27 protein-coding genes are annotated in these 26,881 nt (G+C 57.6%); 6 read left to right on the forward strand and 21 right to left on the reverse strand.

Annotated features, from left to right (window positions below; all coding sequences use genetic code 11):
* Positions 1-31: 31 nt before the first annotated feature.
* Both B9Y90_RS11525 and B9Y90_RS11530 read right to left on the reverse strand, forming a co-directional pair.
* On the reverse strand, positions 32-1,024 hold the full coding sequence (locus B9Y90_RS11525; RefSeq protein ID WP_008455753.1) for an ABC transporter permease subunit: 993 nt from the start codon (positions 1,022-1,024) through the stop codon (positions 32-34).
* Positions 1,017-2,540, reverse strand: a complete 1,524-nt coding sequence (locus B9Y90_RS11530) for a sugar ABC transporter ATP-binding protein (protein WP_085541307.1) — start codon at positions 2,538-2,540, stop codon at positions 1,017-1,019. Before B9Y90_RS11530 ends, B9Y90_RS11525 begins: the two co-directional genes overlap by 8 nt.
* Before the next feature lie 302 nt (positions 2,541-2,842).
* On the opposite strand from B9Y90_RS11530, the gene B9Y90_RS11535 reads away from it, so the two are divergent.
* Entirely contained in the window at positions 2,843-5,425 is a 2,583-nt protein-coding gene (locus B9Y90_RS11535) for an ATP-binding protein (protein WP_085541308.1), read from the forward strand.
* Here the strand turns inward: B9Y90_RS11535 and alsK are convergent.
* The 6 genes from alsK to B9Y90_RS11565 all read right to left on the reverse strand — a co-directional run bounded on the left by alsK (position 5,358) and on the right by B9Y90_RS11565 (position 11,739).
* Positions 5,358-6,302: an allose kinase gene (alsK, locus tag B9Y90_RS11540; protein WP_085541309.1), complete on the reverse strand. Its 945-nt coding sequence runs from the start codon at positions 6,300-6,302 to the stop codon at positions 5,358-5,360. The two genes, B9Y90_RS11535 and alsK, sit on opposite strands and share 68 nt — an antisense overlap.
* Positions 6,286-6,981 (reverse strand): D-allulose 6-phosphate 3-epimerase, encoded by a 696-nt coding sequence (alsE, locus tag B9Y90_RS11545; RefSeq protein WP_085541310.1) that lies wholly within the window; start codon positions 6,979-6,981, stop codon positions 6,286-6,288. Before alsE ends, alsK begins: the two co-directional genes overlap by 17 nt.
* A gap of 61 nt (positions 6,982-7,042) precedes the next feature.
* On the reverse strand, positions 7,043-8,023 hold the full coding sequence (gene alsC / locus B9Y90_RS11550; RefSeq protein WP_038476559.1) for a D-allose ABC transporter permease: 981 nt from the start codon (positions 8,021-8,023) through the stop codon (positions 7,043-7,045).
* The gene (gene alsA, locus B9Y90_RS11555) at positions 8,002-9,534 is read right to left on the reverse strand and encodes a D-allose ABC transporter ATP-binding protein AlsA (RefSeq protein WP_039289412.1); all 1,533 of its coding nucleotides are present in this window, start codon (positions 9,532-9,534) and stop codon (positions 8,002-8,004) included. The genes alsC and alsA overlap by 22 nt, the downstream gene beginning before the upstream one ends.
* A gap of 323 nt (positions 9,535-9,857) precedes the next feature.
* Positions 9,858-10,793, reverse strand: coding sequence for a D-allose transporter substrate-binding protein (alsB, locus tag B9Y90_RS11560; RefSeq protein WP_085541311.1), 936 nt, complete (start codon positions 10,791-10,793; stop codon positions 9,858-9,860).
* A gap of 55 nt (positions 10,794-10,848) precedes the next feature.
* Positions 10,849-11,739, reverse strand: coding sequence for a MurR/RpiR family transcriptional regulator (locus B9Y90_RS11565; RefSeq protein WP_008455739.1), 891 nt, complete (start codon positions 11,737-11,739; stop codon positions 10,849-10,851).
* 354 nt (positions 11,740-12,093) lie between these two features.
* Between B9Y90_RS11565 and rpiB the strand changes: the two genes are divergently transcribed.
* Positions 12,094-12,543, forward strand: a complete 450-nt coding sequence (gene rpiB / locus B9Y90_RS11570; RefSeq protein WP_039289417.1) for a bifunctional allose-6-phosphate isomerase/ribose-5-phosphate isomerase RpiB — start codon at positions 12,094-12,096, stop codon at positions 12,541-12,543.
* 68 nt (positions 12,544-12,611) lie between these two features.
* Positions 12,612-12,932, forward strand: a complete 321-nt coding sequence (yjdP, locus tag B9Y90_RS11575; RefSeq protein WP_039289419.1) for a DDRRRQL repeat protein YjdP — start codon at positions 12,612-12,614, stop codon at positions 12,930-12,932.
* On the opposite strand, the gene phnP is transcribed toward yjdP, so the two are convergent.
* From phnP to B9Y90_RS11640, 13 genes are all read right to left on the reverse strand, one after another.
* Positions 12,929-13,687 carry a phosphonate metabolism protein PhnP gene (gene phnP, locus B9Y90_RS11580; protein WP_085541312.1) on the reverse strand — a complete coding sequence of 253 codons (759 nt, stop codon included), beginning with the start codon at positions 13,685-13,687 and terminating at the stop codon, positions 12,929-12,931. The genes yjdP and phnP overlap by 4 nt on opposite strands.
* A complete protein-coding gene (gene phnO, locus B9Y90_RS11585; RefSeq protein WP_039289423.1) occupies positions 13,665-14,132 on the reverse strand; it encodes an aminoalkylphosphonate N-acetyltransferase in 468 nt (155 codons plus the stop codon). Before phnO ends, phnP begins: the two co-directional genes overlap by 23 nt.
* A complete protein-coding gene (phnN, locus tag B9Y90_RS11590; protein ID WP_254902697.1) occupies positions 14,125-14,712 on the reverse strand; it encodes a ribose 1,5-bisphosphokinase in 588 nt (195 codons plus the stop codon). Before phnN ends, phnO begins: the two co-directional genes overlap by 8 nt.
* Complete coding sequence (phnM, locus tag B9Y90_RS11595) at positions 14,709-15,845, reverse strand: alpha-D-ribose 1-methylphosphonate 5-triphosphate diphosphatase (protein ID WP_085541314.1); 1,137 nt, start codon at positions 15,843-15,845, stop codon at positions 14,709-14,711. Before phnM ends, phnN begins: the two co-directional genes overlap by 4 nt.
* Positions 15,832-16,536, reverse strand: coding sequence for a phosphonate C-P lyase system protein PhnL (gene phnL, locus B9Y90_RS11600; RefSeq protein ID WP_039299599.1), 705 nt, complete (start codon positions 16,534-16,536; stop codon positions 15,832-15,834). The genes phnM and phnL overlap by 14 nt, the downstream gene beginning before the upstream one ends.
* A 9-nt stretch (positions 16,537-16,545) precedes the next feature.
* Complete coding sequence (gene phnK / locus B9Y90_RS11605) at positions 16,546-17,304, reverse strand: phosphonate C-P lyase system protein PhnK (protein WP_008455724.1); 759 nt, start codon at positions 17,302-17,304, stop codon at positions 16,546-16,548.
* Entirely contained in the window at positions 17,301-18,146 is an 846-nt protein-coding gene (locus B9Y90_RS11610) for an alpha-D-ribose 1-methylphosphonate 5-phosphate C-P-lyase PhnJ (protein WP_008455722.1), read from the reverse strand. The genes phnK and B9Y90_RS11610 overlap by 4 nt, the downstream gene beginning before the upstream one ends.
* The gene (locus B9Y90_RS11615; protein ID WP_039289432.1) at positions 18,139-19,203 is read right to left on the reverse strand and encodes a carbon-phosphorus lyase complex subunit; all 1,065 of its coding nucleotides are present in this window, start codon (positions 19,201-19,203) and stop codon (positions 18,139-18,141) included. The genes B9Y90_RS11610 and B9Y90_RS11615 overlap by 8 nt, the downstream gene beginning before the upstream one ends.
* Positions 19,203-19,787, reverse strand: a complete 585-nt coding sequence (gene phnH / locus B9Y90_RS11620; protein ID WP_008455719.1) for a phosphonate C-P lyase system protein PhnH — start codon at positions 19,785-19,787, stop codon at positions 19,203-19,205. Before phnH ends, B9Y90_RS11615 begins: the two co-directional genes overlap by 1 nt.
* Positions 19,784-20,245, reverse strand: coding sequence for a phosphonate C-P lyase system protein PhnG (gene phnG / locus B9Y90_RS11625; protein ID WP_085541315.1), 462 nt, complete (start codon positions 20,243-20,245; stop codon positions 19,784-19,786). Before phnG ends, phnH begins: the two co-directional genes overlap by 4 nt.
* Complete coding sequence (gene phnF, locus B9Y90_RS11630; protein WP_085541316.1) at positions 20,246-20,971, reverse strand: phosphonate metabolism transcriptional regulator PhnF; 726 nt, start codon at positions 20,969-20,971, stop codon at positions 20,246-20,248.
* 615 nt (positions 20,972-21,586) lie between these two features.
* Complete coding sequence (gene yjdN, locus B9Y90_RS11635; protein WP_085541317.1) at positions 21,587-22,015, reverse strand: VOC family metalloprotein YjdN; 429 nt, start codon at positions 22,013-22,015, stop codon at positions 21,587-21,589.
* A 97-nt stretch (positions 22,016-22,112) separates the two neighbouring features.
* On the reverse strand, positions 22,113-22,448 hold the full coding sequence (locus B9Y90_RS11640; protein ID WP_039289439.1) for a zinc ribbon domain-containing protein YjdM: 336 nt from the start codon (positions 22,446-22,448) through the stop codon (positions 22,113-22,115).
* A 409-nt stretch (positions 22,449-22,857) separates the two neighbouring features.
* On the opposite strand from B9Y90_RS11640, the gene B9Y90_RS11645 reads away from it, so the two are divergent.
* The 3 genes from B9Y90_RS11645 (at position 22,858) to B9Y90_RS11655 (ending at position 26,869) form a co-directional block, all read left to right on the forward strand.
* Positions 22,858-23,526, forward strand: coding sequence for a WYL domain-containing protein (locus tag B9Y90_RS11645; RefSeq protein WP_008455708.1), 669 nt, complete (start codon positions 22,858-22,860; stop codon positions 23,524-23,526).
* A gap of 104 nt (positions 23,527-23,630) precedes the next feature.
* Positions 23,631-25,994 carry a clamp-binding protein CrfC gene (gene crfC, locus B9Y90_RS11650; protein ID WP_085541318.1) on the forward strand — a complete coding sequence of 788 codons (2,364 nt, stop codon included), beginning with the start codon at positions 23,631-23,633 and terminating at the stop codon, positions 25,992-25,994.
* On the forward strand, positions 25,994-26,869 hold the full coding sequence (locus tag B9Y90_RS11655) for a YjcZ-like family protein (RefSeq protein WP_254902695.1): 876 nt from the start codon (positions 25,994-25,996) through the stop codon (positions 26,867-26,869). Before crfC ends, B9Y90_RS11655 begins: the two co-directional genes overlap by 1 nt.
* Positions 26,870-26,881 lie beyond the last annotated feature (12 nt).

The following is a 26,881-nucleotide window of genomic DNA, read 5'->3' on the forward strand; positions in this document are numbered from 1 at the left end:
TTTTCCTCACTCGTAGGGTAGGGTTTTGTTGTTATGCACTTTGATTGTGACGGGTACGGTATTTGTCGATCAGCACCGCTATGATGATCACCGCCCCTTTGATCACCAATTGCCAGAAATAGGAGACGCCCATCAGCGTCATGCCGTTGTTGAGCGTGGCGATAATCAGCGCCCCCACCAGCGTGCCGGTGATGGTGCCAATTCCGCCCACGAAGCTGGTTCCGCCGAGGATCACTGCGGCGATGGCGTCCAGCTCATAGCCCACGCCGAGGTTACCGTTGGCGCTGTAAAGCCGTGACGCACTCATGATGCCGCCCAGGCCGGAAAGCAGCCCGCTCATGCCGTACACGAACAGCAACACCATCCACACTTTGATGCCGGTCAGGCGTGCCGCCTGCATGTTGCCACCCACCGCGTAGATATGAACGCCCAGCGTGGTGCGGCGCAGAATGAACCAACACACCGCAATCACCAGCAGGGCGATAACCACCAGCCACGGCACCGGGCCGAGATAGGCGTTACCAATCCACTCGAAATTGATGTTGGAGTTAATCACTGTGGTGCCGTCGGCCAACAGATACGCCGCGCCGCGTAGGGCGGTATAGGTGCCGAGCGTGACGATAAACGGCGGCAGCCCAGCCCAGGCGACCAGCATGCCGTTAAACAGCCCCAGCCCGGTGCCCATCAGCAGCGCCGCCGGAATCGACAGGCCTTCCCAGCCGGGCATCAGCGACACCACCATCGCCGTGACGGCGGTGGTGCCGAGGATGGAGCCGACGGACAGATCGATACCGCCGGTCAGAATGATGAAGGTCATCCCAGCCGCCAGCACGATGTTGATGGATGACTGGCGGGCGATATTGAGCAGGTTAGACTCGGTGAAGAAGTTAGGGGCGACAAAACCAAAGACGGCGATGATCAGTACCAGAATCGGCAGAATACCGACGGTTTGCATCAAATCGCCGAACAGGGCTTTTTTGAGCGAGGCGGATTTTGCCACCGGTTGCGTGCCTGAGTTAGTCATGGTGTACCTCTTTCTTATGGGCCTCGGTCACGCCGGTAGCCAGGGTCATAATATTTTCTTGCGTAATGTCGTGGCGCAGCAGCTCGCCGGCAATGCTGCCTTCGCGCATGACGTACACCCGGTCGCTCATGCCCACGACTTCGGGCAGCTCGCTGGAAATCATTAAAATGGCCACGCCCTGGCGGGCCAGCTGGTTCATGATGCGGTAAATCTCGCTTTTTGCGCCCACGTCCACGCCGCGCGTTGGCTCGTCGAGGATCAGGATGCGGGGGCCAATGGCAACCCAGCGGGAGATCAGCAGTTTTTGCTGGTTGCCGCCGGACAGGCCCCCGGCGCGAACCTGCGCGTGAGGGACGCGAATATTCAGCAGGCTGATGGCGTCGTCGGAAATGGTCTGGGCTTTTTTGCGGTCGAGCATGCCGAAGTGGGCGTCACGCTCAAGCGTGGCCATGGTGATGTTGTCCTGCGCGGCCAGCTCAAGGAACAGCCCCTGCTCTTTGCGGTTTTCGGTCAGGAAGCCAATACCGTGCTGAATTGCCTCGCGGGGGGAGTGCAGCGTCACAGGCTGGCCGTCGATCTCAATCGAGCCGCCCGTAGGTTTGCGCACGCCGAAGATCAGCTGCGCCAGTTCTGAACGTCCCGCGCCAACCAATCCGGCCAGGCCGACTATCTCCCCGGAACGTACATGCAGGCTCACAGGCTGCACTTTGCCGTTGTCCGTCAGGTGATGGACATTCAGGCGAGGGCTGCCCAATGGGATATCACGTTCTTTGTTAAACAGGTCGCTGAGGGGGCGGCCCACCATCATTTTGACCAGCTCGCTGGCGTTCAGGTTTTCGCGCGTCAGGCTGCCGACGTACTGGCCGTCGCGCAGCACGCTGACCCGGTCAGACAGCTCATAGATCTCCGCCATGCGGTGGCTGATGTAGATAATCGCCATGCCTTCATCGCGCAGGCGGAAAATCAGCTCAAACAGGCGATGCGTTTCGCGAGAGGAGAGGGCGGCGGTGGGTTCATCCATCACCAGAATACGGCTGTTGCGCTGGAGCGCACGGGCAATCTCAACCTGCTGTTGTTCGGCAATGGTGAGCTTCATGACCAGGTCGGTGGCTTTGAACTGTGCCCCGAGGCGGTCAATCACCGCCTGCGCCTGCTGCACCATCTCTTTACGCTGCACCAGGCCGCCGCGCGCCAGCTCGCTGCCGAGGAAAATGTTCTCTGCCACGGTGAGATTTGGCGCGAGCTGCATCTCCTGGTAAATCAGCGTGATGCCAGCGTTGAGGGCATCTTTCGGGCCTTTGATGGCGTAGGGTTCACCGTCAATCAGCACTTCGCCGCTGGTGGCGATGTAAGCCCCGGCGAGGATCTTCATCAGGGTGCTTTTACCCGCGCCGTTCTCGCCCATTAGCGCATGGATTTCACCGGGAAAGACCGTTAAATCGACGCCTTTTAGCGCATAAAATTTGCCAAACGACTTGGCAATATTGCGCATTTCCAGAATGGGGACTCTGCTCATGGTGCGGCGCCTGTGGTGGTTATTTATAAGGCCAGTCAACCACGCGCCGGTAAATGCAAAATGTCAGCCGCCGTTCATATTTGTCATAGAGTTGAATAGTTAACCTGGATCACATTCCCGGCGTGGAAATATTTATCAAAATCCGTGCAATGCTTAACTGGAGTGAATGTGTGACCCTCACCCCGGCCCTCTCCCTGAAAGGGAGAGGGGGAAAGGCGGCGCGCTATTCGTTGTCCTCTATTTTCCCTCTCCCCTTTGGGGAGAGGGTCAGGGTGAGGGGAAAAAACAACCACGGAGCCTCTATGACCCAGCCTCGCCCGTCCTTCTTCGCCAGCGCCCGTGGCCGCCTGCTGTTCTTCAACCTGCTGGTGGTGGCGGTCACGCTGATGGTCTGCGGCGTGGCGGTGCTCGGCTTTGAACATGCCAGCCGCCTGCAGGAACAGGTGCAGGGGCAAACGCTGCTCGACATGTCCGGCAGCATGGAGCTGGCGCGCGACACCTCCAACGTGGCAACGGCGGCGGTCAGGCTTTCCCAGGTCGTCGGCGCGCTGGAATACCAGAGCGAAGCAGAAAGCCTGAAACAGACCCAGCTTTCGCTGCAAAACTCGCTTTCTCATCTGGCTACCGCGCCGCTGGCCCAACGCGAACCGCAGCTAGTCAGCCGGATCATCGCCCGCAGCAACGAGCTGGAAAGCAGCGTCACCAACATGTTGGTGATGGGGCACCGCCGCCACTTGCAGCGCAACCTGCTGCTGAGCGCCCTGTACCAGAACCAGAGCTATCTCGAGCACTTGCAGGAGGTCAACGCGCGCGAAGGGCTGAACGTGCCGGATGCCGCGCTGCTGAAAGAGATGGATCGCCTGATCCTGGTGGCGATTCAGTCTTCTTCGCCGAGGCCAGCGGTACGCCAGCTTAGCGAAGTGATGCAGCTCTTGCCCGCACAAGCGCCATCGCCGCTGGCGGACAGCATTTTGCAGCAGTTCAGAAGCGGCCTGCAGCAGCTGCCGCCGCTCTCTGCCCAGCTTGAGGAGAGTGACCTGGGCATCGCCTGGCACATGTACCACATCAAAGCGCTGGTGGCTTTTCTGAATCAGGACATCAACCTGTACGTGCAAAAAGTCGGGGAAGAGTCCCGGCAGCGCAGCCAGCAAAGCCACCGGGATTTGCAGTCCATTATCGCCTTTATCGGCCTGTTCGCCCTGCTGGCGCTGGTGATCACCGGTTTTGCCGGGCTGTATATCTATCGCAACCTGGGCTCTAACTTAACGGCCATTTCCCAGGCGATGACGCGGCTGGCGAAGGGCGAAAAAGAGGTCAGCGTGCCTGCGCAGCAGCGGCGTGATGAGCTGGGAGAGCTGGCCAGGGCGTTTAACGTCTTTGCCCGCAATACGGCGTCGCTGGAGCACACTTCGCGGCTGCTGAAAGAGAAAAGTACCCTGCTGGAAACCACCTTCCACGCCATGCGCGACGGCTTTGCGCTGTTCGACAGCGACGGTTTCCTGGTGGTGTGGAACCAGCAGTACCCGCTGCTGCTGGGGCTGGATCCACAGCGCCTGCAACGCGGCCAGCACTACCTCGGGCTACTCAAACAGGTCACGCCGCTGCAGGAACACATGCTCGGCAATCTCTCCCGGCCTTTGCCGAAGCCGCAGGAACTGAGGCTGGCGGACGGGCGTACCATCGAGCTGCACTTTAGCCCGGTGCCGGGGCGGGGCATGGTGAACGTGGTGCTGGAACGCAGCGAGCGCAAGGCGCTGGAAGAGGCGTTGGTGCACAGTCAAAAAATGAAGGCGGTGGGGCAACTCACCGGCGGCCTGGCGCACGATTTTAATAACCTGCTGGCGGTGATTATCGGCAGCCTGGAGCTGACCGCGACAGACTCACCGGACGCCGTGCGCATTCAGCGTGCGCTGAAGGCCGCCGAACGGGGCGCTCAGCTTACCCAGCGGCTGCTTGCCTTTTCCCGTAAGCAATCGCTGCATCCGCGTGCGGTGGCGATGAAAAGCCTGCTGGAAAACCTCGACCCGCTGATGCGCCACTCTTTGCCCGCCCACCTCACGCTTAGCGTAGAAGCCCAGCAGCCCGCCTGGCCTGCGTGGATCGACGTTAACCAGCTGGAGAACGCGATCATCAATCTGGTGATGAACGCCAGGGACGCGATGGAAGGCCGCAGCGGTGAAATCAAAATCCGCACCTGGAACCAGCGCGTGGTGCGCGGCGAAGGGCGCAAACAGGATATGGTGGTGATTGAAGTGGCCGACACCGGCCATGGCATGACGGATGAAGTGAAGGCGCAGGTGTTTGAGCCGTTCTTCACCACCAAACAGACCGGCAGCGGCAGCGGGCTGGGGCTGTCGATGGTGTATGGCTTTGTGCGCCAGTCCGGCGGGCGGGTGCAAATAGAAAGCGAGCCCGGCAAAGGGACTCGGGTCATATTGCAACTGCCTCGTGCATCTGCGGAAGTGCAGCCGGAGGCCTTGCCGCTGGCCGGGGAGCAGGCCGATATTGCCGACCAGCTTGTGCTGGTGCTGGAAGACGAACCGGACGTACGCCAGACGCTGTGCGAGCAGTTACATGAGCTGGGTTATCTGACGCTGGAAGCCAGCGACAGCCGGCAGGCGCTGGAGCTAATGGCGGAGGTGCCGGACATTGGCCTCGTGATCAGCGACCTGATGCTGCCCGGCGAGTTAAGCGGCGCGGATGTGCTGCAGCAGGCTCGCCGCCACCATCCTCAGCTGGACTTGTTGCTGATCAGCGGGCAGGACCTTCGCCGCAGCGAACAACACTTGCCCGATGTGGAGCTGCTGCGCAAGCCGTTTACCCGAGCGCAGCTTGCTGAGGCGCTACGTAAAGCGCGGGCAGGAAACAGGCGCGGGCCAGCGTAGCCGCCCCCTGCGCGCCGTTGAAGGCCGAGGAAGACGCGTCGATAAAGCGCACGGCATCATGCGGCAAAGGGCGTCGCAGGTAGCGTTTCGTCTGCGCCACCAGCGCCTCACGCGGGAAATCGACCATGTCCATCACCCCGCCGCCGAGGATCACCGCATCCGGGTCGAACAGGTTGATGCTGGTGGCGATGGCACGCGCCGCATGGTCGAGCAGGGCAACGACAAATGGTTCCTGGGCGGCAAAGGTAAACAGCTCGCCAATCTCATACGTTTTCGGGCTGGCGTCGTACCAGCGTTTCAGGGCAATCCCCGAGCACACCGTCTCCAGGCAGCCCGCGTTCCCACAGCCGCAGGTCAGGTGCATATCGCCCTGCGGAATATGGCCCAGTTCCCCGGCAACGCCGTGGGCGCCGGTCCAGGGGGCGCCGTTCAGCCAGACGGCAAAGCCCATGCCGGTGCCGAGATAAGCCCCCAGCACCTGCTGATGCTGCAGGCTGTTTTGCGCGACGTCGAAAGAGAGCTGCAGGTTTACATCCCGAGAAAACTCGACCGGGCAGCCGATCGCATCCTCCAGCTTGCCCGCCAGCTCGTTCAGTTCCAGCGCGGAAAGCGGCAAATTCGGCGTGGAGATGATCGTGCGCTTGTCTTTGCCCACCAGCGCCGGGAACCCCATCACCATGCCGCGACAGCGGGCGTGAAAGCGATCCAGTCGATCGTTTAACAGGTGGGCGATCCCGCAGACTACGCCACCCACGATAATCTCTGCCGTGCGCTGTTTTTCACAGTGCAGCACCGTGCCGGACTCGTCCTGCAAACACAGGCGGATATGGGTGGCGCCCATATCCACTCCGGCCACCACGTTAAGCGGTTTTGGCATGGGGCATAACCTCGTCTTTGGCCGCCAGGATCTGCTCGCTCATCACCTGCCAGGCCTCGTCGATATCCCGGGCGTGGTTAAACAGCCCGGAAGTGCCGACGATAAACACATCTGCTCCGGCGGCCATGAGTCGTTCATAGGTTGCCGCGTTGCAGGAACCGTCAATTTCAATCTCGTAGCTTAGCCCTTCGCGCTCACGCCAGGCTTTCAGCTCGGCCACTTTTTCCAGCATTTCCGGGATAAACGGCTGGCCGGCAAACCCCGGGTCAACGGTCATCACCGTCACCTTGTCTGCCTTATGAATGTAGTACTTCATCGCCTCGACCGGCGTTTCCGGGTTCAAAATCAGGCCAACTTTCATGCCGTGGCGGCGGATCTCTTCGATGAGGCGGAAGGCCTGGCCGTTAATGGTTTCCGGGTGCAGGGTGATAATGTCCGCCCCGGCCTGCGCCAGCGGGACGATGTAATCCTGCGGGCGGGTGACCATTAAGTGGCAGTCCAGCGGCTTGCTGGCAAGCTTCCTGACCTGGCCGACGAAGAACGGGGACAGCGTCAGGTTCGGCACAAAGTGACCGTCCATAATGTCGATATGGAAGTAGTCCGCGTGCAGGTCGATAAACTCAATCTGTTCCTGGAATTTTGCCAGATCCATGCACATCAAAGAGGGGGAAATTTTCATTACAAGCTCCTGTAAATCTATGGATTTCTGACAGCGGGTGCGGCCAACGCATCTGCCGTTCTTATTTACTGATTAACCGATCCAGGGCCACCGCAGCGATGATAAGCCCGCCCATTACCACCAGCTGGTAATAGGTTTGTACCTGGAGAATATTGAGCCCGTTGTTGATGGTGCCGATGATCAGGCCGCCAATCACCACCGAGAAAATCCGGCCCTTGCCACCGAAGAAGCTGGTGCCGCCGATGATGGCGCTGGCGATGGCGTAGGTTTCAAACCCCATGCCCGCCAGCGGCTCTGCCGCCCCAAGACGCGCGGTTGAAACCACGCCAGCCAGCCCGGCGCAGATGCCGGAGATGATGAACACCACCAGCATGTGGAACTTCACGTCGATACCGGAATAGAACGCCGAGTTCTTATTGCCGCCGAGGGCGTAAATATTGCGGCCGAGACGCGTGCGGGTGGTCAGGAACCACAGTATCCCGGCGACAATCAGCGAGAAGATCACCGGCACCGGAATGCCGAGCGGCGTGGCGGCGAAGAAGTTCACGAAGTCGAACGAGAAGCCGTACACCGAGTTGGCGTCAGAGATAACCAGCGTGATGCCGCGGAAGATGGCGTTAGTGCCGAGGGTGATGATGAACGGATGCAGCCCCGTCCAGTTCACCAGGCAGCCGTTAATCGCCCCGAGCAGCCCGCCGACAATCACGCCGCCAATCAGCGCCGCAAGGAACGGATCGACGCCCGCCAGCATCAGTTTGGCGGTGACCATGCCGGAAAGCGCCAGAATCGCGCCCACCGACAGGTCGATCCCCGCCACCAGAATGGCGAAGAACTCCCCCATACCGATAAGCACCGTCACCGAGCTTTGCACAAAGATGGCGCTGATGTTGCTGGCCGTCAGGAAGTACTCAGCGGAGAGCGTGCCGAAGATGGCGACGATAATCGCGAGGATGAAGAAGGTGCCGTATTTGTCCCAAAACTGGGCGAAATTGAACGGTTTTTTCTCGCTTTCTTCGCGTTTCATTCTTGTGGTAATGCCCATGCCATAATCTCCTCTTCGCTGATATCGTCGCGATTGGTCAGGATTTGCGTCAGTCGCCCTTCGCAGAACACGGCAATGCGGTCGCAGACGGCGATAATTTCGGGAAGCTCAGACGACACCATCAGGATGACTTTTCCGTCATCCGCCAGCTGGCGCATCACTTTGTAGATTTCGGCCTTCGCGCCGACGTCGATGCCGCGGGTAGGCTCATCGAAAATGATCACTTCCGGATTGCAGCACAGCCATTTAGAAATCAGCACCTTCTGCTGATTGCCGCCGGAAAGTTCGGTAATGTTTTGGTCGACGCTGTGGCACTTCAGCGCCAGCAGCTGGCGCTGGGCTTCAGCGGTCTGGCGCTCCTCGGCCTCGTTAAACAGGCCCATGGCGCCTTTGTAACCGCCGCGCTTGAGGCTCTGGCTGACGGCCATGTTCTGCGCGATGGAGAAGTTGGCGAAGAAGCCGTTGTCGCGGCGGCTTTCGGTGATGTAGCCCATGCCTTTTTTCAGCGCGTCCATCGGCGAGCTGGGCGAGATGTTTTTCCCGTTAAGCAGAATGTCCCCGGCTGAGCGTTTGTCCACGCCAAACAGGCAGTCCATCAACTCGGTACGCCCTGAGCCGACGAGGCCGGAAAAGCCCAGGATCTCGCCCCGGTTGACGCTGAACGAAATGTCTTTCACTTTTTTGCGGTCGCGGCTGCTGACGTTCTTCACCTCAAACACCACGTCAGGCTCGACGTTCCCGGCGCTCTCTTTCATTGCGCTAAAGCGGTTTTGCAGCTCGCGACCGACCATCAGGCGCACAATGTCGTCGTTGGAGACGTCGCTGACCAGGCCGCTGCAGACGCTGCTGCCGTCCTTCATGACCGTGTAGCGGTCGCAGATGCGGCGGATTTCGGCGAGCTTGTGGGAGATGTACACCATCGCCGTGCCTTCTTTCCGCAGCTGGTTCATGATGAGAAAAAGATAATCCACTTCTTTATTGGTTAAAGAAGAGGTGGGCTCATCCATAATAATGACTTTGGCGTCCAGCATTAATGTTTTGGCAATTTCTAACATTTGCTTGTGACTGATGGATAAATTACCCACCTTTTCATCGAGATCCACTTTTAAGCCGACACGCAAAAGCATCATCGCGGCGCGAATACGCATCTCTTTCCAGTCAACAATATTAATCCCGAAGACTTTTTTAGTGGTGTGGCGGCCAATATAAAGATTTTCTAAAACCGTTAATTCATCAATGACGCTGAGTTCTTGATAAATAATCCCAATACCGAGCTGTGCCGCTAATTTATGATCAAGCTTTTCATAATTAACGTTATTAATCGTAATGGTGCCTTTGGTCGGTTCGTGAATACCCGACAGGACTTTCATCAGGGTTGATTTACCTGCACCATTTTCCCCGAGCAGCGCATGAATTTCGCCGGGAAATATTGTTAAATCAACCGATTTTAATGCGTGAACCGGACCAAAGGATTTGCCGATCCCCGCCATTGCAATGTATGGCGTGACCATGACGAGCCTCAATCATTTTTAGCGAAGGTTTCCCCTCACCCTAACCCTCTCCCCACAGGGGAGAGGGGACGGTACCGAGCTGATGTTGATGTTCTCTCTCGTCCCGAAAGGGAGAGGGAATAACTGCTGCCACTGCTTTTCTTTTAGTACTCTTTTTGCACCTTTGCCCGCGAGAGATGACTACTCCTTTTTTCACCCTCTCCCTGCGGACGAGGGTTACTCCTTCTTTCACCCTCTCCCTGCGGACGAGGACTACTCCTTTTTTCTCCCTCTCCCTGTGGGAGAGGGCCGGGGTGAGGGCATCAGGCGACTCAGGTTTAAAACTATTTCGTCACCAGTACCGAATCCACCAGGCTAAACTGCGGGGCCTTATCCAGCGCAATCACCTTGCCCGTTTTCGCCGCATCTACCAGCAGCTTCAGGCCTGTCGAACCGATATCCGCCGGGTTCTGCGCTACGGTGGCGGTCATCTGCCCGTCAGCCACCATCTTACGGGCTTCCGGGATACCGTCGGTGCCGACCACCAGAATTTTCCCGGTCTTCCCGGCGTTAGCCACCGCCTGAGCGGCACCCATCGCCATGGTGTCGTTGGCGCAGTAGAAGGCTTTCAGATTTGGATTTCGCTGCAGCACGTTGGTGGCCACATCGAGCGCTTTGATGCGGTCCCAGTCGGCGGGCTGGCTGGCAACCAGTTTAATCTGGCTGGCTTTCTTAAAGGCATCGCTGGCGCCTACGCGGCGGGCTTCGCCGGAGGCGTTCCCCGCTTTACCTTCGATGATGGCCACGTCGCCGCCTGCGGCACCGAGTTTATCAATGATGAAGCCTGCGCCCTTCGCGCCGACCGCCACATTATCGGTGGTAACAAAGGCTTCGACGTTGCCGCCGGCTTTTTTCAGGTTATCCATATCGATTTTTTCATCGAGGTTGACCAGGTAAATGCCTTTTTTCCAGGCATTCGCCACCGGCACCACGAGGTTGACCGAGGAGAGCGGCGCAAAAGCGATGCCTTTGTATTTCTTATTAGTTAAATCTTCAAAAAGCTGTAATTGCGACTGGAAATCCCCCTCCGAAGGCGAAGCAAAAATATCTACGCTAACGCCCAGCGTTTTAGCTTCATCTTCAATACCTTTTTTCATATCCACCCAATAAGGGTTGGATAATGTTTTTAATACCACCGCATAATCGGCAGCCGCAAAAGCGCTGGTGGATAACATCAGGCCCATAGCAGCGCCGCTGAATATTTTCAGATATTTATTCATAATAATATTCTCAGTGTAGGGTACAGTCAGACCCCGCTTAGGCGGGATCTCTTTTTTACTTCAGCGCACCTGGGGAAAAGAAATCCACAATTGCGCCGGTTTTTTGCATATTTAATGTTGCCTGTTCAATATTTTGCTGTGCGACTGAAACAAAAAATGCATCGAGTAACGTTAATTGTAATATACGCGCCGAAGCGTTACGGCCCAATAAAGGCGTCTCGGGCGCCGGTGAACAAATAATAAAATCAGCGAGCCGGGCAATCGGCGAATGATAGCTATGGGTAATACAAATTATTTTTGCGCCGTTCTTTTTCGCCAGCTCCACCGCGGCTTTTAAATCACCGGTGCGCCCCGAATGGGATACCACCAGTACTACATCGCCTTCTTTTAGTAGCGAGGCCGACATCATCATGATGTGGGCATCCTGGTATGCCTGGCAGCGCACGCCGATGCGTAAAAACTTATGCTGGATGTCGTTACAAATAGCGTTTGAGCCGCCAACGCCGTACAAATCCCGTTGTTTTGCCTTCGCGAAGTAGCGCGCCGCACGGTGGATCTCATCCACGTTGACGATCGACTGCCCTTCCATAATGGTCCGCAGGGTGATGTTAAACACCTTGTTGACCACATCCTGCGGCGCTTCGTCGAAGGCAAGCTCGGTCGGCAGCACCTGCTCTGACTCGGAAAAGTAGGTGACCAGCGCGCTGCGCAGGTTGCGGAAGCCGCTGAACCCCAGCAGCTTCGAGACTTTAACGATCATAGCTTCCGACACCGCAAGGGCTTCGGCAACGTCTTTAATGGCCGGGGCATCGCTCAGATTGCCGGGCTTCAACAACCAGTCGACGATGCGGCTTTCGTTGTCCGTCATCCCCTCCTGCTTCATGCGCAGCCAGGGGGCAAGGCCGATGCCGAACGGCGGCTGTGAATCAATATCTGACTGACTCATCCTGTTCTCTCGTGTCCGTAGAGTGAAGACGCCACTATAACACCACAGCGTGTGCAGAAAATATGCTGCACACTTCACAAAAATAATTAATTCATAAAGTTTTACTTTTTGTGAAGTTAGGTGATCGCTTAATTTTATTTATTTGTATGAAATATAATGAATTAATTTAAATTCTCTCGTTAATGGAAGTCGTTTTATGACACGGGAATGACAAGTCTGTGCATTGTGTTGTGAAGAGAATCGGTGTAGAAATGGCCACGAACCCGGCAATTTTGACGATTAATTGGGCAGTGAACCGGTCTTAAATCACGAAAATTGTCGGGTTCGTAAAGTAACGGCAACGGTGAGGATAAAATGAAAAAAATTGCATTTGGCTGTGACCACGTAGGCTTCCTGCTGAAGGCGGAGATTGTGGAGCATCTTCAGGAGAAAGGCATTGAGGTGCTGGACAAGGGGACCTGGTCTGGCGAGCGCACGGATTACCCGCTCTACGCCAGCGCGGTGGCAGAAGCCGTGGTGAACGGCGAAGCCGAAGGCGGCATTTTAATTTGCGGTACCGGCGTGGGGATTTCGATCACCGCCAATAAGTTTCCTGGTATTCGGGCGGTGGTTTGCAGTGAACCTTATTCCGCACTGCTTTCCCGCCAGCACAACAATACCAACGTGCTGGCTTTCGGCTCCCGCGTGGTGGGGCTGGATTTGGCCAAAATGATCGTCGATGCATGGCTAAGCGGGCAGTTTGAAGGCGGACGCCATCAGGCGCGAGTCGAGGCCATTGGCGCGCTGGAATCGCCGAGAATTTGAGATTCCTCCGCTACTGCGCGTGAGGCCGGCTGACTACGCTGAGGCCAGTCCATCCCGGAGACTGACCGATGAAATCTTATGCCGCCGCGCTGCTGCTCGGCACGCTTTACCTGGCCTCGCCGTTCGCGCAGGCCGACGTGATTGATGACGCAATTGGCAATATCCAGCAGGCGTTTAGCGATGCCTACAAGCCGGGTGGCGACCGCGTTTATCATGATGACAATGACGATCCGGCGGATCAGCGCCGGCTCAGCCGCCAGGACGACGCCCGTTACCGCCAGTTGGAAGACAGGCGTCGTAGTCTTGATGAGCGCCAGAACCAGCTAGACCGCGAGCGCCAGCAGCTGGATGATGAAGAGAGCCGCCTGCAGGACGATGACGATCGCTAGTCCAGCACGATCTCCATGCCGTCAAAACCCGCTTCAAACCCCTCAGGCAATACGTTGTGCATCAGCCATGCATCAAACTGGTGGCTGATGTGGGTCAGCACGACTCGCGGACTGCCAATCTGCTCGTTCAGTGCGATCACTGTGGTTAGGTCGCAATGATTTTTTGGCGTGTCAGGCCGGGGTTCACGGCTGCAATCTATCACCACCACTTCCGGGCGGTTGGCGGCCAGAAACTTCAGGGTTTTGTCCGGCAGCCCCGCGGTATCACTTAGCCAGGCCAGTCGGCTGTACGCCGTTTCAAACAGATAGCCAAACGTCAGCTTTGAGTGCAGGAGCGGCAGTGGCGTGACGCGCAGCGCCTGGAGGGTGAAGGCGACAAACGGATCGACGGTATGGCTAAAGTCCAGCAGGCCTGGGTGCTTGAACAGATCATCGCAGCCCTGCTCATCCGGCGGGCCGTAAACCGGGATTTTCTCGCCCACTCCCCAGCGCAGCGGAAAGAGGCCCTGGACATGATCCATATGGTAGTGGGTGAGTAAAAACTGCTGAAAATCCCCCGGCTGCCAGCTGTCCATCAGGTCGGGCAGTCCCGCGTCTATCAGCGTAATCGCATCGTTATACTTGAGCACCGCGCTGCACGGGCGTCGACGGTGGACCGGGTTGGTTCGCGCCCGTGAACAGGCGGCGCAGCGGCAGCCCCAGGCCGGGACAAGCTGCGCCCCGCCGGTGCCGCTAAGCGTTAGCGTGAGCGTCATCAGGTGTCTCCACCGGTTTGGTAAAGCGGATATGGGTGGCGCGGTAGCCTTCACGCTCGTAAAAACGATGGGCGTCTTTGCGGCTGGTGCTGGTCGAAAGCTCCGTCAGCTCTGCATCGGCTTTACGCGCTTTTTCTTCTGCCCAGGCGAGCAGCTGTTTACCGACGCCGTGGCCGCGTGCTTCTTCCAGCACCACCAGTTCCTGGATCTCGCCGATGCGGCGGGCGTGATGCAGGTGGTATTGCAGGTGGAGGCTAATCATCCCCACGGCTTTGTTCCCTAACCACGCCAGTTGATAAAAGATATTTGGGTCACGCAGATTCTCCGTGAAGCAGGCGTTAAAGCCGGGGCGGTCGGCCTGAGCCTGTTTTAGCTCGCAAATCATGCGGTAAACGGTGTCGCTGTCTTCGATAGCGGCAGCTTTTAACTTAACAACATCAGACATGGCGGGGCTCCTTGCGGTGAAGAGGGATAACGTTCGAGCGGTGCTGGGCTAACAGCCGCATAAACAATGCGGCAGACTGTATCAGACTCACGTCGTTGTTGAGTATCAGGCAATCGCCTCCCTCTGGCGAGTAAAGCGCGGCCCGCTGCAGCCGCTGCTCGATTTGCTCTGCGTTTTCCCGCCCGCGCTGTTCCAGCCGCTGGCGCAGCACGTCCGGGGAAACCTGCAGGCAGATGGGCACCAGCCCATCGCCATAACGTTCCCGCGCCTGCTTCAGGTGCTGGCGCGAGCCGTTCACCACCACGTCAAATCCGGCTTCGAGCCATATATCCATTTCCACGCCGACACCGTAGGAGTGCTCGTGCGCCTGCCAGCTCAGAGCAAACAACCCCAGCTGCTGGCGCTGCTCAAACTCGTTTGCGCTCAGCGCAATGTGGTTCTCGCAGCCTGCGTCGGCGGCGCGGGTAATGTACCGGTGCGCCACCAACAGCCTGGCGTGCTCCTGCTGGCGCAGGGCGCTCAGCAGGCTGTCTTTGCCGGAGCCGGACGGGCCCATCAGCCAGATTAGTTTACTCATCAGAACACCCGAATTCCCTGGCGCCAGACGTGATCGACATGGATATGGTCGCCGTGCATGTGTGCCAGCACCAAATCCGCTCGTTTACCTTCCGCCAGTGTTCCCCGGTCGGTCAGGTTCAGCGCCCGTGCCGGGTTGCGAGTCACCAGGTGAATCGCCTGCGCCAGCGTAAAGCTGTTGCTGTCGTCGTTCGCCACGCGGAAAGCCGCATCCAGCAGGCTCGCCGGGTAATAATCTGAGGAAAGGATATCCAGCAGACCGGCCTGAGCAAGGTGGCTGGCCGCCACGTTGCCGGAGTGAGAGCCGCCGCGCACGATGTTTGGCGCGCCCATCAGCACGCTCATGCCGTGGCGGCGAGAAGCTTCGGCGGCTTCTTCCGTGGTCGGGAATTCGGCGATCACGCTGCCGATTTCATGGGACTCCACCACATGGGCGGTCGTCGCATCGTCATGGCTGGCGAGGGCGATATTGCGGTCGCGGCAGCGGGCGGCAATGGCCTGGCGGTTTGGCTGCGACCAGCGGGCCGCCAGCGTCAGCTGCTCTTCTTCAAAGCGATCCATCTGCTCGTTGGTGAGATGGTATTTGCCCTGATAGTAGTCGCGGTATTTGGACAGTTCCGCGTACTGGCGCTGGCCCGGCGAGTGGTCCATCAGCGAAACGAGGGAGACCAGTTCGCGGTCAACCAGCTTGTCGAACAGCGGCAGCGTGGTGTGATGCGGCAGCTCGCAGCGCAGGTGCAGGCGGTGTTCGGCGCGGTTAAGGCCACGCTTTTGCGTATCCTCCACGGCGTTGATCATTTTTTCGAGGTTTTCCAGGCGGTCGCCGCCGTCGCGCACGTCGCCGATGGCAACGGCATCCAGCACGGTGGTGATGCCGCTTGCCACCATCAGCGCGTCGTGGCTGCTCATGGCGGAGTGTGCCGGCCAGTCAACCTTTGGCCGTGGGGTAAAGAATTTATCCAGGTTGTCGGTGTGCAGCTCAATCAGCCCCGGCAGCAGCCAGCCGCCACCGCCGTCGTGTGCGCCCGGCAGCTGGCTTTGGGTCTCGGCAAAGTTGCGAATCACACCGTCGGCCACTTCCAGTGAGCCACTGACCACTTCTTCTTCCAGCACCAGGCGAACATTATTGATAATCATGTTGGGGCTCCATCGCGGACATCGTATGCAGGCGGTCGGCCACCTGTTCACGTACAGCTTCATCGTGGAAGATGCCGACAATGGCCGCTCCACGCGCTTTTGCTTCCTGAATCAAAGCCACCACGGCGGCGCTGTTTTTGGCGTCCAGCGAGGCGGTGGGCTCATCAAGCAGTAAAATGGGGTAATCAACAATAAAGCCGCGGGCGATGTTCACGCGCTGCTGCTCGCCGCCGGAGAAAGTCGACGGGGCCAGATGCCACAGGCGCTCCGGCACGTTGAGTCGGGTCAGCAGGCTCGCGGCTTTTGCCTCGCACTCTTCGCGCGGCACGCCCAAATCCAGCAACGGCTGCATGACGACTTCGAGCGCGGAAATACGCGGGATAACGCGCAGGAACTGGCTCACCCAGCCGATGGTCTGGCGACGCACCGCCAGCACTTCGCGCGCCGGGGCCTGCACGATGTCGATCCATTCGTCGGCGTGCTTAACCCAGATGTGTCCTTCATCCGGCAAATAGTTGGCATAGAGCGAGCGCAGCAGGGTGGATTTCCCGCTGCCGGAGTGGCCGTGCAGCACCACGCATTCACCGCCTTTGACTTCCAGCGAGGCGTTGGCCAGCACCGGCAGACGGATGCCGTGCTGATGGTGCAGGACAAAGGTTTTGCTCAGGTTTTCAACCCGTATTCTGGTCATAGCGAGTACCTAATTCTGAAGGACGGAGGACACCAAAAGCTGGGTATACGGGTGATGCGGGTCGTCCAGCACGCGGTCGGTCAGCCCACTTTCCACCACTTTGCCCTGTTTCATCACCAGCAGGCGGTCGGCCAGCAGGCGAGCCACGCCCAGATCGTGGGTCACAATCACCACGGCCAGGTTCAGCTCCACCACCAGACCGCGCAGCAGATCGAGCAGGCGCGCCTGCACGGAAACATCCAGCCCGCCAGTCGGTTCATCCATAAACACCAGTTTCGGATGGGTGACCAGGTTGCGGGCGATTTGCAGGCGCTGCTGCATCCCGCCGGAAAACGTGGTCGGCAGGTCGTCAATGCGGGCCGACGGAATCTCAACTTCTTCCAGCCAACGCTGGGCGGTGGCGCGAATGTCACCGTAGTGGCGCGCCCCGGTGGCCATCAGACGCTCGCCGATGTTGCCCCCGGCAGAAACGTGGCGGCGCAGGCCGTCCATCGGATGCTGGTGAACCACGCCCCATTCGGTGCGCAGCAGGCGGCGGCGTTCGCCTTCCGACATGTCGTACAGCGAGCGGTCGAGGTAAATCACTTCCCCTTCCTGCGGCGCAAGGCGGGCGGAAATGGCTTTCAGCAGCGTCGTTTTGCCGGAGCCGGACTCGCCCACAATGCCCAGTACTTCCCCGGGCCAGAGGTCAAATGACACGTCCATAAAGCCTTTGCCGGGCGCATAGAGGTGGGTGAGGTTATTCACCGAGAGTAACGGGCTGGTCATGACTGAGAGGCCTCACTGTTCTGGCGGCAGTAGTCGGTATCGGAGCAGACGAACATGCGGTTGCCCGCGTCGTCGAGCACCACTTCATCAAGGTAGCTGTGGCGTGACCCACAAATCGCGCACGGCTCTTCCCATTCCTGAACCTGGAAGGGATGATCGTCAAAGTCGAGACTCTCTACGCGGGTAAACGGCGGCACGGCGTAAATGCGTTTTTCGCGTCCGGCGCCGAACAGCTGCAGCGCAGGGGACATGTGCATTTTTGGGTTATCGAATTTCGGGATCGGCGACGGGTCCATCACGTAGCGATCGTTCACCTTCACCGGGTAGGCGTAGGTGGTGGAGATGTGGCCGAAGCGGGCGATATCTTCGTACAATTTCACCTGCATCACGCCGTACTCTTCCAGCGCGTGCATGGTGCGGGTTTCCGTTTCGCGCGGTTCGATAAAGCGCAGTGGCTCAGGGATCGGTACCTGATAAATCAGGATCTGATCTTCCACCAGCGGCGTTTCCGGGATGCGGTGGCGGGTCTGCACCAGCGTCGCGTCTTCGGTGCGTTCGGTGGTGTTCACGCCGGTCACCCGCTTGAAGAAGTTGCGGATCGACACGGCGTTGGTGGTGTCGTCCGCGCCCTGGTCAATCACCTTCAGCACGTCAGACTCGCCAATCAGGCTGGCGGTCAACTGAATGCCGCCGGTGCCCCAGCCGTAAGGCATCGGCATTTCGCGCCCGCCAAACGGCACCTGGTAACCTGGAATCGCCACCGCTTTTAGCATTGCGCGGCGGATCATGCGTTTGGTTTGCTCGTCCAGATAGGCAAAGTTATAGCCGCTCAGGTTAGCCATTGGCTCGCTCCTTTATCAGGCGGTTAAGCAGCTCCAGTTCGGCCTGGAAATCCACGTAATGAGGCAGTTTGAGGTGGGACACAAAGCCTGCCGCTTCCACGTTATCCGCGTGAGATAACACGAACTCTTCGTCCTGCGCCGGGCCAGCGACGTTTTCGTCGTAGTCGGGCGCCTGCAGCGCACGGTCAACCAGCGCCATCGCCATGGTTTTGCGCTCGCTCATGCCAAACGCCAGGCCATAGCCGCGGGTGAAGTGCGGCGGTTCGTCTGCCGGGGCAACAAAACCGTTCACCATTTCGCATTCGGTCATCAGCAGTTCACCGATGTTCACTGCAAAACCCAGCTCTTCCGGCACAATTTCGATATCTACATAGCCGCTGCGGATCTCGGCGGCAAACGGGTGGTTGCGCCCGTATCCGCGCTGGGTGGAGTAGGCGAGGGCCAGCAGGTAGCCTTCGTCACCGCGGACCAGTTGTTGCAGACGCGAAGAGCGTGAGCACGGATAAACCGGCGGGTTGCGGGTGATGTCGTCCGGCTGCGCGCCGTCGTCCTCTTCGACTTTGGCCAGACCCTGCTTCGCCAGCATGCTGAACACATGCGGAGCCGGAGCGCTTTGCTCGTCGGCCGGTTCGGCGTCAGGGACTTCGCCGTTAGCCAGCAGCGTGAAGTCCAGCAGGCGGTGCGTGTAGTCGTAGGTTGGGCCCAGCAGTTGGCCGCCAGGGACGTCTTTATAAACGGCGGAGATACGGCGCTCGAGGCGCATTTCGGCGGTGTTCAGCGGCTCGCTCACGGCAAGACGAGGCAGCGTGGTGCGGTAAGCACGCAGCAGGAAAATTGCTTCGATCATGTCGCCGCTGGCTTGCTTGATGGCCAGCGCGGCGAGTTCCCGGTCGGCGATGCCGCCTTCCGTCATTACGCGGTCAACGGCAAGGCCAAGCTGTTGCTCAATCTGCGCGACGCTAAGCTCTTTCAGCGTTTCATCGCCGCGTCGGTTGCGCTCCTGCAGGGCGTGGGCGGCGGAGATTGCCTTCTCGCCCCCTTTGACGGCAACGTACATCAGCACACCTCCACGTGGGTGGTCCGCGGGATAGCCAGCAGGCGATCGCCACAGGTCAAAATCAGGTCAATGCCCAGCGGGAACGGGTGCGGGCGTTCGGTCAGTTCGTGCAGGACGCATTCCGGCAGCTGCGGGGCGATCATGCGTTCTTCGTTGATGCCCGCGCCGGTCAGACGAAGCATGCGGCCGCCGCTCAGGCTGGACACCTGAAGAATCAGCGTCGCGCTGGTATCGGGGGCGATGTCGCAGCCCTGAGCCAGCAGGTTCAGCTGTTCGGAAGAGATAGCGTCGCTGGCGACGGCGAACTGCGCGTGGTCAGGCTGTTCGCACAGCGGCGCATTGGTATGAAAACGAATGTTCTGCGCGGCAATATCGTTGCCCAACGTGGCGTCGATCCACACCGGCGTGTCGTTATCGGCCAGCGTTAGCAGTACGCTGGTGGTCGCTACGTTCAGCGGTAGCCAGCCCTGCTGGAGCGAGGTCAGCGCAACAATCACGCCCGGCTCGCTCATCGCTTTGAGCAGGCGACGAAAACTCTGCTGGGCATCCTGCACCGGAAGGGTAAAAGCGGTCATTAAAGTCATGCGTTGTCTCCGCGTACCAGCGTGAAGAAGTCCACGCGGCTGCTGTTAACTTCTGCACGGCGAGCGGCAAGGCGTTGTTCGCGGTTGGCCGCCAGCGGTGCGATTAAGGTTTCTTGTAGCGTGTGAAAATGCGTGGTTTCCTGCATCAGGGCGTCGATCACTGCACAACATTCGGCGTGCTGTTTGTCGCGGCCAAGCAGGTAGCTGTAGCCGTAGGTGCCGCTCGCCAGTTTGACTACCGAGCGGGTCAGCGTGGCGTCGCCGGTGAAAAAGCGTTGGCCGGTGCTGCCCATGCGGGCCTGCACCTGAACCAGGCCGATTTCCGGCGCGCGAATAAGCGTGTAATCCGCCTGAATGTTCAGGCTGTGCCAGCGCTCAAGAAGCTCCTGCGGTTGGCTGTGTGACAGCACCGCCATCCACTCGCGGCGCTGTTCGGTGTTGAAATGGCTGGTGTCCATTTAGTGCTCCATGGTGAATTCAATCATGTCGGCACGGGTCAGGCTGACGGAGTACTCCGTCGGCCTGGCCTCGCCTTCACGGTGGTTAAGGGTGCGAACACAGAGCAGCGGCGCCATGTTGGGGATTTCCAGCAGGCGGCTCTCTTTGGCCTGGGAACGACGAGCGCTGATGCGGGTTTGGGCGCGGGTCAGGGCAATGCCTAACTCGGCCTGGAGGAAATCGTGTAGCGATCCCTGGCTGAAGGTTTGCAGCGCGGGCCACCAGGCCTGCTCGGCGAAGTAGTGGTCGATGATGCACACCGCGATGCCGTTTACCCGACGGAGGGTGCGCAGGTGGATAACGTTGTCCCCCTCGGCCAGCCCCAGCGCATCCGCCACGTCCTGAGAGGCCGGGCGAATCACCGCCAGCAGGCGCTCACTGGTTGGATGGCTGCCCTGATCCAACAGGTTCTGGCTAAAGCGTGCCTGTGCGTTCAGTGGGTAATCAAACGGACGCATTAGTACCAGGACGCCGACGCCCTGGCGGCGCTGCACCCAGCCTTTGTTGACCAGTTCGTCAATGGCGCGGCGCAGCGTGTGGCGGTTGACTTCGTAGTAGGCGGCCAGCTGTGTTTCGGCAGGCAGATAGTCGCCGCAGCGGTAGTTGTTGCGCAGCTCCTGCTCGAGCCGGGCGGCTATCTCCTGATAGCGGGTTGGGTAACTGGTCGGATGTCTGGACAAGTGCATAACAGTCAAAGCCTCTCAAATCAGATAAAGCGAATGCGCACGCGCGGCTGCTGGGCTGTGCATGGGTTTTGCTTGATGAGGTGAAGAGTCGTTTGCATCACGGGCCTCCTTCAAAAGTTGCCTCATGGTGCCGGGGGAAAGTGACGGTTTTGTTAATGATTGGTTTCTGTACGATGAAGAGTTGAAGTTTGCGGTCAGCACACAACCCTGTTTTTCGAGGAATCAGAGAGTTGCTTTGTTTTCGCTAAAAAACGGGGAGAGGGCGGGGAGTAAAAGGGTAAGGGCAGGACAATCACCCGTAGGCAATTTTTACCCGTTGTGCTTGCCATTGATTGATGAATATATTCTATATCCAGGTGTTGTTTCTCTTTAAATATATTCCCTTATTACTGAAATAATAGGGTTAGATTAGGATTAATTAATTTATCGCTTATGCCGAACGCCTCCTGGCAGGTTGACTCTTTTTGTCATGAATAAATTCTTTGAAAAGGAATAGTGAAATAGTATCAAAAAAATGAATGTATAAGTTGCATTGATTTGCTTGAGTTTTTAATCGGTCATAAAAATAAAGGGCCCGGAATAGCGAGCCCAAAAAGAATAATTGAATATAGCGCTTTATCTTTCGACGTTGACCATCCACGGAATGCCGAACTTATCCGTCAGTGAACCATAGCCTTTTGCCCAGAAGGTTTCGCCCCACGGCATGGTCACGCTGCCGCCCGCAGCCAGCCCGTCAAACCAGCGTTTACCCTCTTCTAAATGAGCGCTTACCAGGCAGAGCGAAAAACCAGTGTATTGGGGTTTTTCTCCGCTCATGCTGGCGTCGGTCATCATCAGGGCACCGCCAGTCACCCGCAAACAGGCATGCATGATGCTGTCGTCGGCATATTCGGTCTCGCCGCTGCAACCTTCTGTATTCTTCGCCTCTTTGGGCATTTCACCGAAGGTGATTTTGTATGTCAGCTCAGCGCCTAAAACCTGCTGATAAAAGGCGATCGCCTCCGCGCAGCGGCCGTTTAATGAGATGTAGGATCCTAAAAACATAACCGAATCCTCTGTAAGGAGAGTGCAGAAGAAGTGTAGGTTGTGCGGGAGAGGTAAGCCAGGCGGGGCAGGCAGCAGAGCCGCCTGCCGGAGGGGATCAGTTCTTTTTCACAAACTCGGACTTCAGCTTCATTGGGCCAAAACCGTCGATTTTACAGTCGATATTGTGATCGCCCTCTACCAGGCGAATGTTCTTCACTTTGGTGCCGATCTTTAACATCGAAGAGCTGCCTTTGACCTTCAAATCTTTCACCACGGTGACGCTGTCGCCGTCGACCAGCAGGTTGCCGTTGGCATCTTTTACCACCAGGGCTGCGTCTTCTTCGCTCGCCGCGGCCGGGTTCCATTCATGAGCGCACTCCGGGCAAATCAGCATGCCGTTGTCTTCGTAGGTGTATTCGGAATTGCACTTCGGGCAATGAGGGAGTTGCATTATCTGATCCTCAAGGTGAGATAAAGTAATGAAAAATAGCGATTTGGCCGTAAAAATATGCTGAATCGCAAAAAAGTGCTGAGATTATACATCAAATCCCTACATTTGCAGGGATTATTGCCGTAAACCTATGCCCGGCGGGCTTTCTGGCCGCCATAAAGTGCAAAAAACCTTTCATTCAAAGAAATAAGCACCAAATTTAACTTAAAGTTCAGGCTTTAATTGCCGTTAAATAAGGCTAATTTAACTTAGTTTCACTTCGCTTCGAGCAAGTCTGCCAGCATGGGCTGCTGCGCTATACCTGTTTGAAAAAATAAAAAAAAGCGTATTGCGCTGACACCTCCTGTCACTTGACAGGGGTATGGTTGGGCCTATGGATGTACCGATACAGAGGCAGGAACCGATGAGAATGAAAGGCGCGAAAGTAAAAGTTGCAGATCGACTGGCCGAAATCGTCTTAAGTCTTTATCAGGGGGAAACCCTTTCCGCTGATATTATCCGCCAGCGTTTTGATGTAGATATGCGAACTGCGTATCGTGATTTGAACCGGCTTGGTGCTATTCTGGAGGACGTCGGCGAGGGGAAAAAGCGTCTCTCTTCGCATTTAAAAGGACAGTTTAACGTAAACGACCTGTTACGCATTACTAAACGCGTAGGGCTTGCTGCGTTTTATCCGTGGTACGACATAAAGAGCCATAATCAATATATTACGCTACGCGCTATTCCAGATTTATTGGTTGTAGGGTATGAATATGAAAATAGCCCACAGCGTAAAGCTATTTTTTATCCATTATTTGACGATCGGGATGATCCTGGTGGGGAAAGGGTAAAAACGGAAGTGCTTTTACAGGTTTCCGCGCAGGCGGCTGAACATTTTAAACAGCGCAAGCTTTTACCTTTTCAAAAAACCGTCAGAGAGCTTGATAACGGAGAGTTACTCCTGGCGAGTCATATTGCTTCGCCAGAACAATTATTTCCGCTGGTGCAGTATTGGATACCGCATCTCACCATTATTTCTCCGCAGGTCTGGCAGAGCGACTTAAAAGCCAGGATCGCGGCATGGTGTAATGTTAATTAATAAATTATTTCCCTCACGTAATTATAAAAACCGGTATTGCCATGATTACAACTAAACGGTGGCGGTCATAAAACCGGGTAATTTGAGTTAAGGAAAGATTTTTTATGCACACACAAACTATTTTTGAACTGAGTCAGGAAGCCGAGCGGCTTTTGCAATTAGCGTTGCAAAACCTTAACGCTTTAAAAGTCGCTCCGCTGGCTTTGCAAAATGAACAAAATAGCGCTTTAGCGAACCCTGTGGCGACGGTACATCCATTGAAATTTAGCCCACGCGGCATCGAACTGCAGAAAGATATGCTGCAAAACGAAAGGCGTAAAATAACCCAACATGAAATGGTTCTGGCGATTGTCGGCACCATGAAGGCGGGGAAGTCGACCACCATTAATGCCATTGTCGGTACGGAGGTTCTGCCAAACCGCAACCGGCCCATGACGGCGTTGCCGACGCTGATCCGCCACACGCCGGGCCAGCGCGAGCCGGTGCTGCATTTTCCCTATGTGCAGCCGATAGAAAGCCTGATGGGGGAGTTGCAGGAGAAACTGCTGATCACCAGCCGGGAAGCGCTGGCGCGCAAGCTGGAAGTGGACCGGGATATGGAGGCGCTTATCGCCCGGATCGCCAACGGCAAAGGCTTTGAGCGCCACTACCTCGGCGCGCAGCCTATTTTCCACTGCCTGAAGAGCCTGAACGATCTGGTGCGTCTGTGCCGGGTGCTGGATGTGGCTTTCCCCTTCAAAGCCTACGCCGCTATTGAGCATGTGCCGGTCATTGAGGTGGAATTTGTGCATCTGGCCGGCCTCAAAAATGGCCACGGCCAGCTGACGCTGCTGGACACGCCTGGACCGAACGAAGCGGGGCAGCCGCACCTGCAAAAGATGCTGAAAGAGCAGCTGGCGCAGGCTTCCGCCGTGCTGGCGGTGATGGACTATACGCAGCTCAAGTCCATCTCCGACGAAGAAGTCCGCGAGGCGGTGCTCGGCGTCAGTAAATCGGTGCCGCTGTATGCGCTAGTGAACAAGTTCGATCAGAAGGATCGCAACGGCGACGATGCCGCTCAGGTGAAGGCGATGATTGCCGGGACGCTGATGAAGGACAGCATCGCGCCGGAAAACGTGTTCCCGGTGTCGAGTATGTGGGGCTACCTTGCTAACCGCGCCCGCTATGAGCTGGCCACGCATGGCCGTTTACCCGACCCCGAAGAGCAGCGCTGGGTGCAGGATTTTGCGGAAGCAGCATTAGGTCGGCGCTGGCGCAGCGCGGATTTGGCCGATATTGAGCACCTGCGCCACGCGGCGGACTTGCTGTGGGAAGACTCTATGTTTGAGTCACCGATTGAGACCATCCTGCATACTGCGCACGCTAACGCTTCTCTGTACACGCTGCGCGCGGCGTGCCACAAGCTGCTGGATTATGCCGAGGGCGCTGAGCGTTACCTGAGTTTCCGCTGCCAGGGGTTGCAGGTGGCCAACGACAGCCTGCTGGAGAATATTCGGCAGCTGGAGCAGGATATTCAGCTGTTGCTGCAGACTCAGCAGTCGGTGAGCACGGTGATTCAGCGGCAGGTCAGCGATGCCCTCGCCGGCATAGGCGATTTTGTGCAGCGCTTTGAAACTCAGATTCATAGCGACCTGAAAACCTATTTCCGGGAAGGGCGGCTGGGCGCAGAGAAGCTACATCAGCTATACCCGCACACATTAACGCGTCACGTGGATTTTTCGCCGGGCAGCGACAAGCTGATGGGGGAAGATGAAGCGACGGCCCGCACCCTGCTGCACAAGGTTCGCGCGTCCAGTGAAAGCATTTTATTTGCCGCACAGCAGACGCTAAGCGGAGAGCTTGGGGCGCTGCTCAGTAACCTTGAGGCGAGCCTGAGCTATACGCTGCAGTCGGCGTTGAAACCTATTGAGCAGCGGGTGAGCGACGGCCTGAAAGTGGCCGGGTTCCGCGCCCAAATCAGCCTGCCTGCGTTCCAGGCCAGCCAGCTTAATTTTAATACCCACTCGGCGTTCACCAACGTTATCGAAAACCAGGAAGTGACGATGTCGGCAATGCAGCCGCAAAACGGAATGCGGGGCGTGCTGGCGCGCTGGCTAAACGGCGTGGACTGGGGCTGGGAAGATTACGCGGCCACCCATAGCCGCTACGTGATTGACCTGGAGAAGTTACAGCAAAAACTGCATGACCATGTGTCGACGTTCCTGGGCCAGATAAACCAGGCCATTACCGCGCAGGTGGATATTTCCGTCACGGCCGGGATGGCGACGTTTTTCGCTGATTTTGCCGGCGTATTGGATGCTATTCACAGCAATTTACGCCAGAGTCTTTCCGCGAAGCAGCAGAACGACAGCGTGCTGTTTTCTCTCCAGAGCAAGCTGGAACAGAGTGTCAGAACGGCACGTTACATTCACGAGGATACCCGCCTGTTGCGCGATGATATCCAGACGCTTTTCTCAGCGGAGCAATGATGAGCAGTGTATTAATGGAAGGGCCAATAAGAACCCTCAGCTGTCTTAGCGAAAAATTTGTCGTCGATTTTGCCATGGGGATTGATGTCGCCCGCCAGCCGTGGGGCAGCCCGCAAAGCCAGGCGTTTTATGAGCAGCTTTTGGCGCTGTTTGTCGTTGTGGCCCGGCGGCAGGCCGGGATAGCCGGGGTACCGCCGCAGGACGAGCTTGACGCGTCGTTGATAAGCCTTGGCCAGCTGTCGGCAGACCTGGCCAAAAGCTACTTAGCCAACAGCCAGATAAGCGAGAGAATTGCCCAGCTAGAGCCGGTTTCTGCCCGCACGGCGCACCATTCGCCAGCGGCTCGTGAGCGGCTTCAGGCCCTGCGCGAGCACTTTTCTCAGCGGCTAACCCGGCTGGAAGATGAGTTTCAGCACAGCGATCTTGTTCGTCAGGGCATGGTCCACAGCGAGCAGATTTTTTCCCGCTGGCGCAGTGGGCACTATTTTTCGTTCTCTCCGGCGGCGCGTTGCTACGTCGCGCTGGAAGAGCTGCGCTGGGGGACCTTTGGCGATGCCGTTCGTCTGGGGACGGCGGAACAGGCGGAGGCGTTGATTGAGCATGTTCGCAGCCTCGCCATCAGCCGTCTGGCGGAAGAAGTGAACGCCTCCCCCCGCACCCGCCATTATTTCCATGACTGGCTGGCTACGCCAACGTCTCCGGGTTTGCTGGAGCATAAAGACGCTTTAACCTGGCTTGGCGACGGCTGCGACATCGAACGTCAGCCGATCTGTTACTCGGTCACTCAGAGCTGGCAGGGCGTGGCGCTGGGGATGCCGCGTATTTGTTCGGCCATGCGCCTCGGCAGCGCGCTGGTCGACGAAGTTTTTGGCTAACTGATTTAGCGT

The sequence above is a fragment of the Cedecea sp. NFIX57 genome, assembly GCF_900177785.1.
In the GTDB taxonomy this organism is placed as follows: domain Bacteria; phylum Pseudomonadota; class Gammaproteobacteria; order Enterobacterales; family Enterobacteriaceae; genus Cedecea; species Cedecea neteri_C.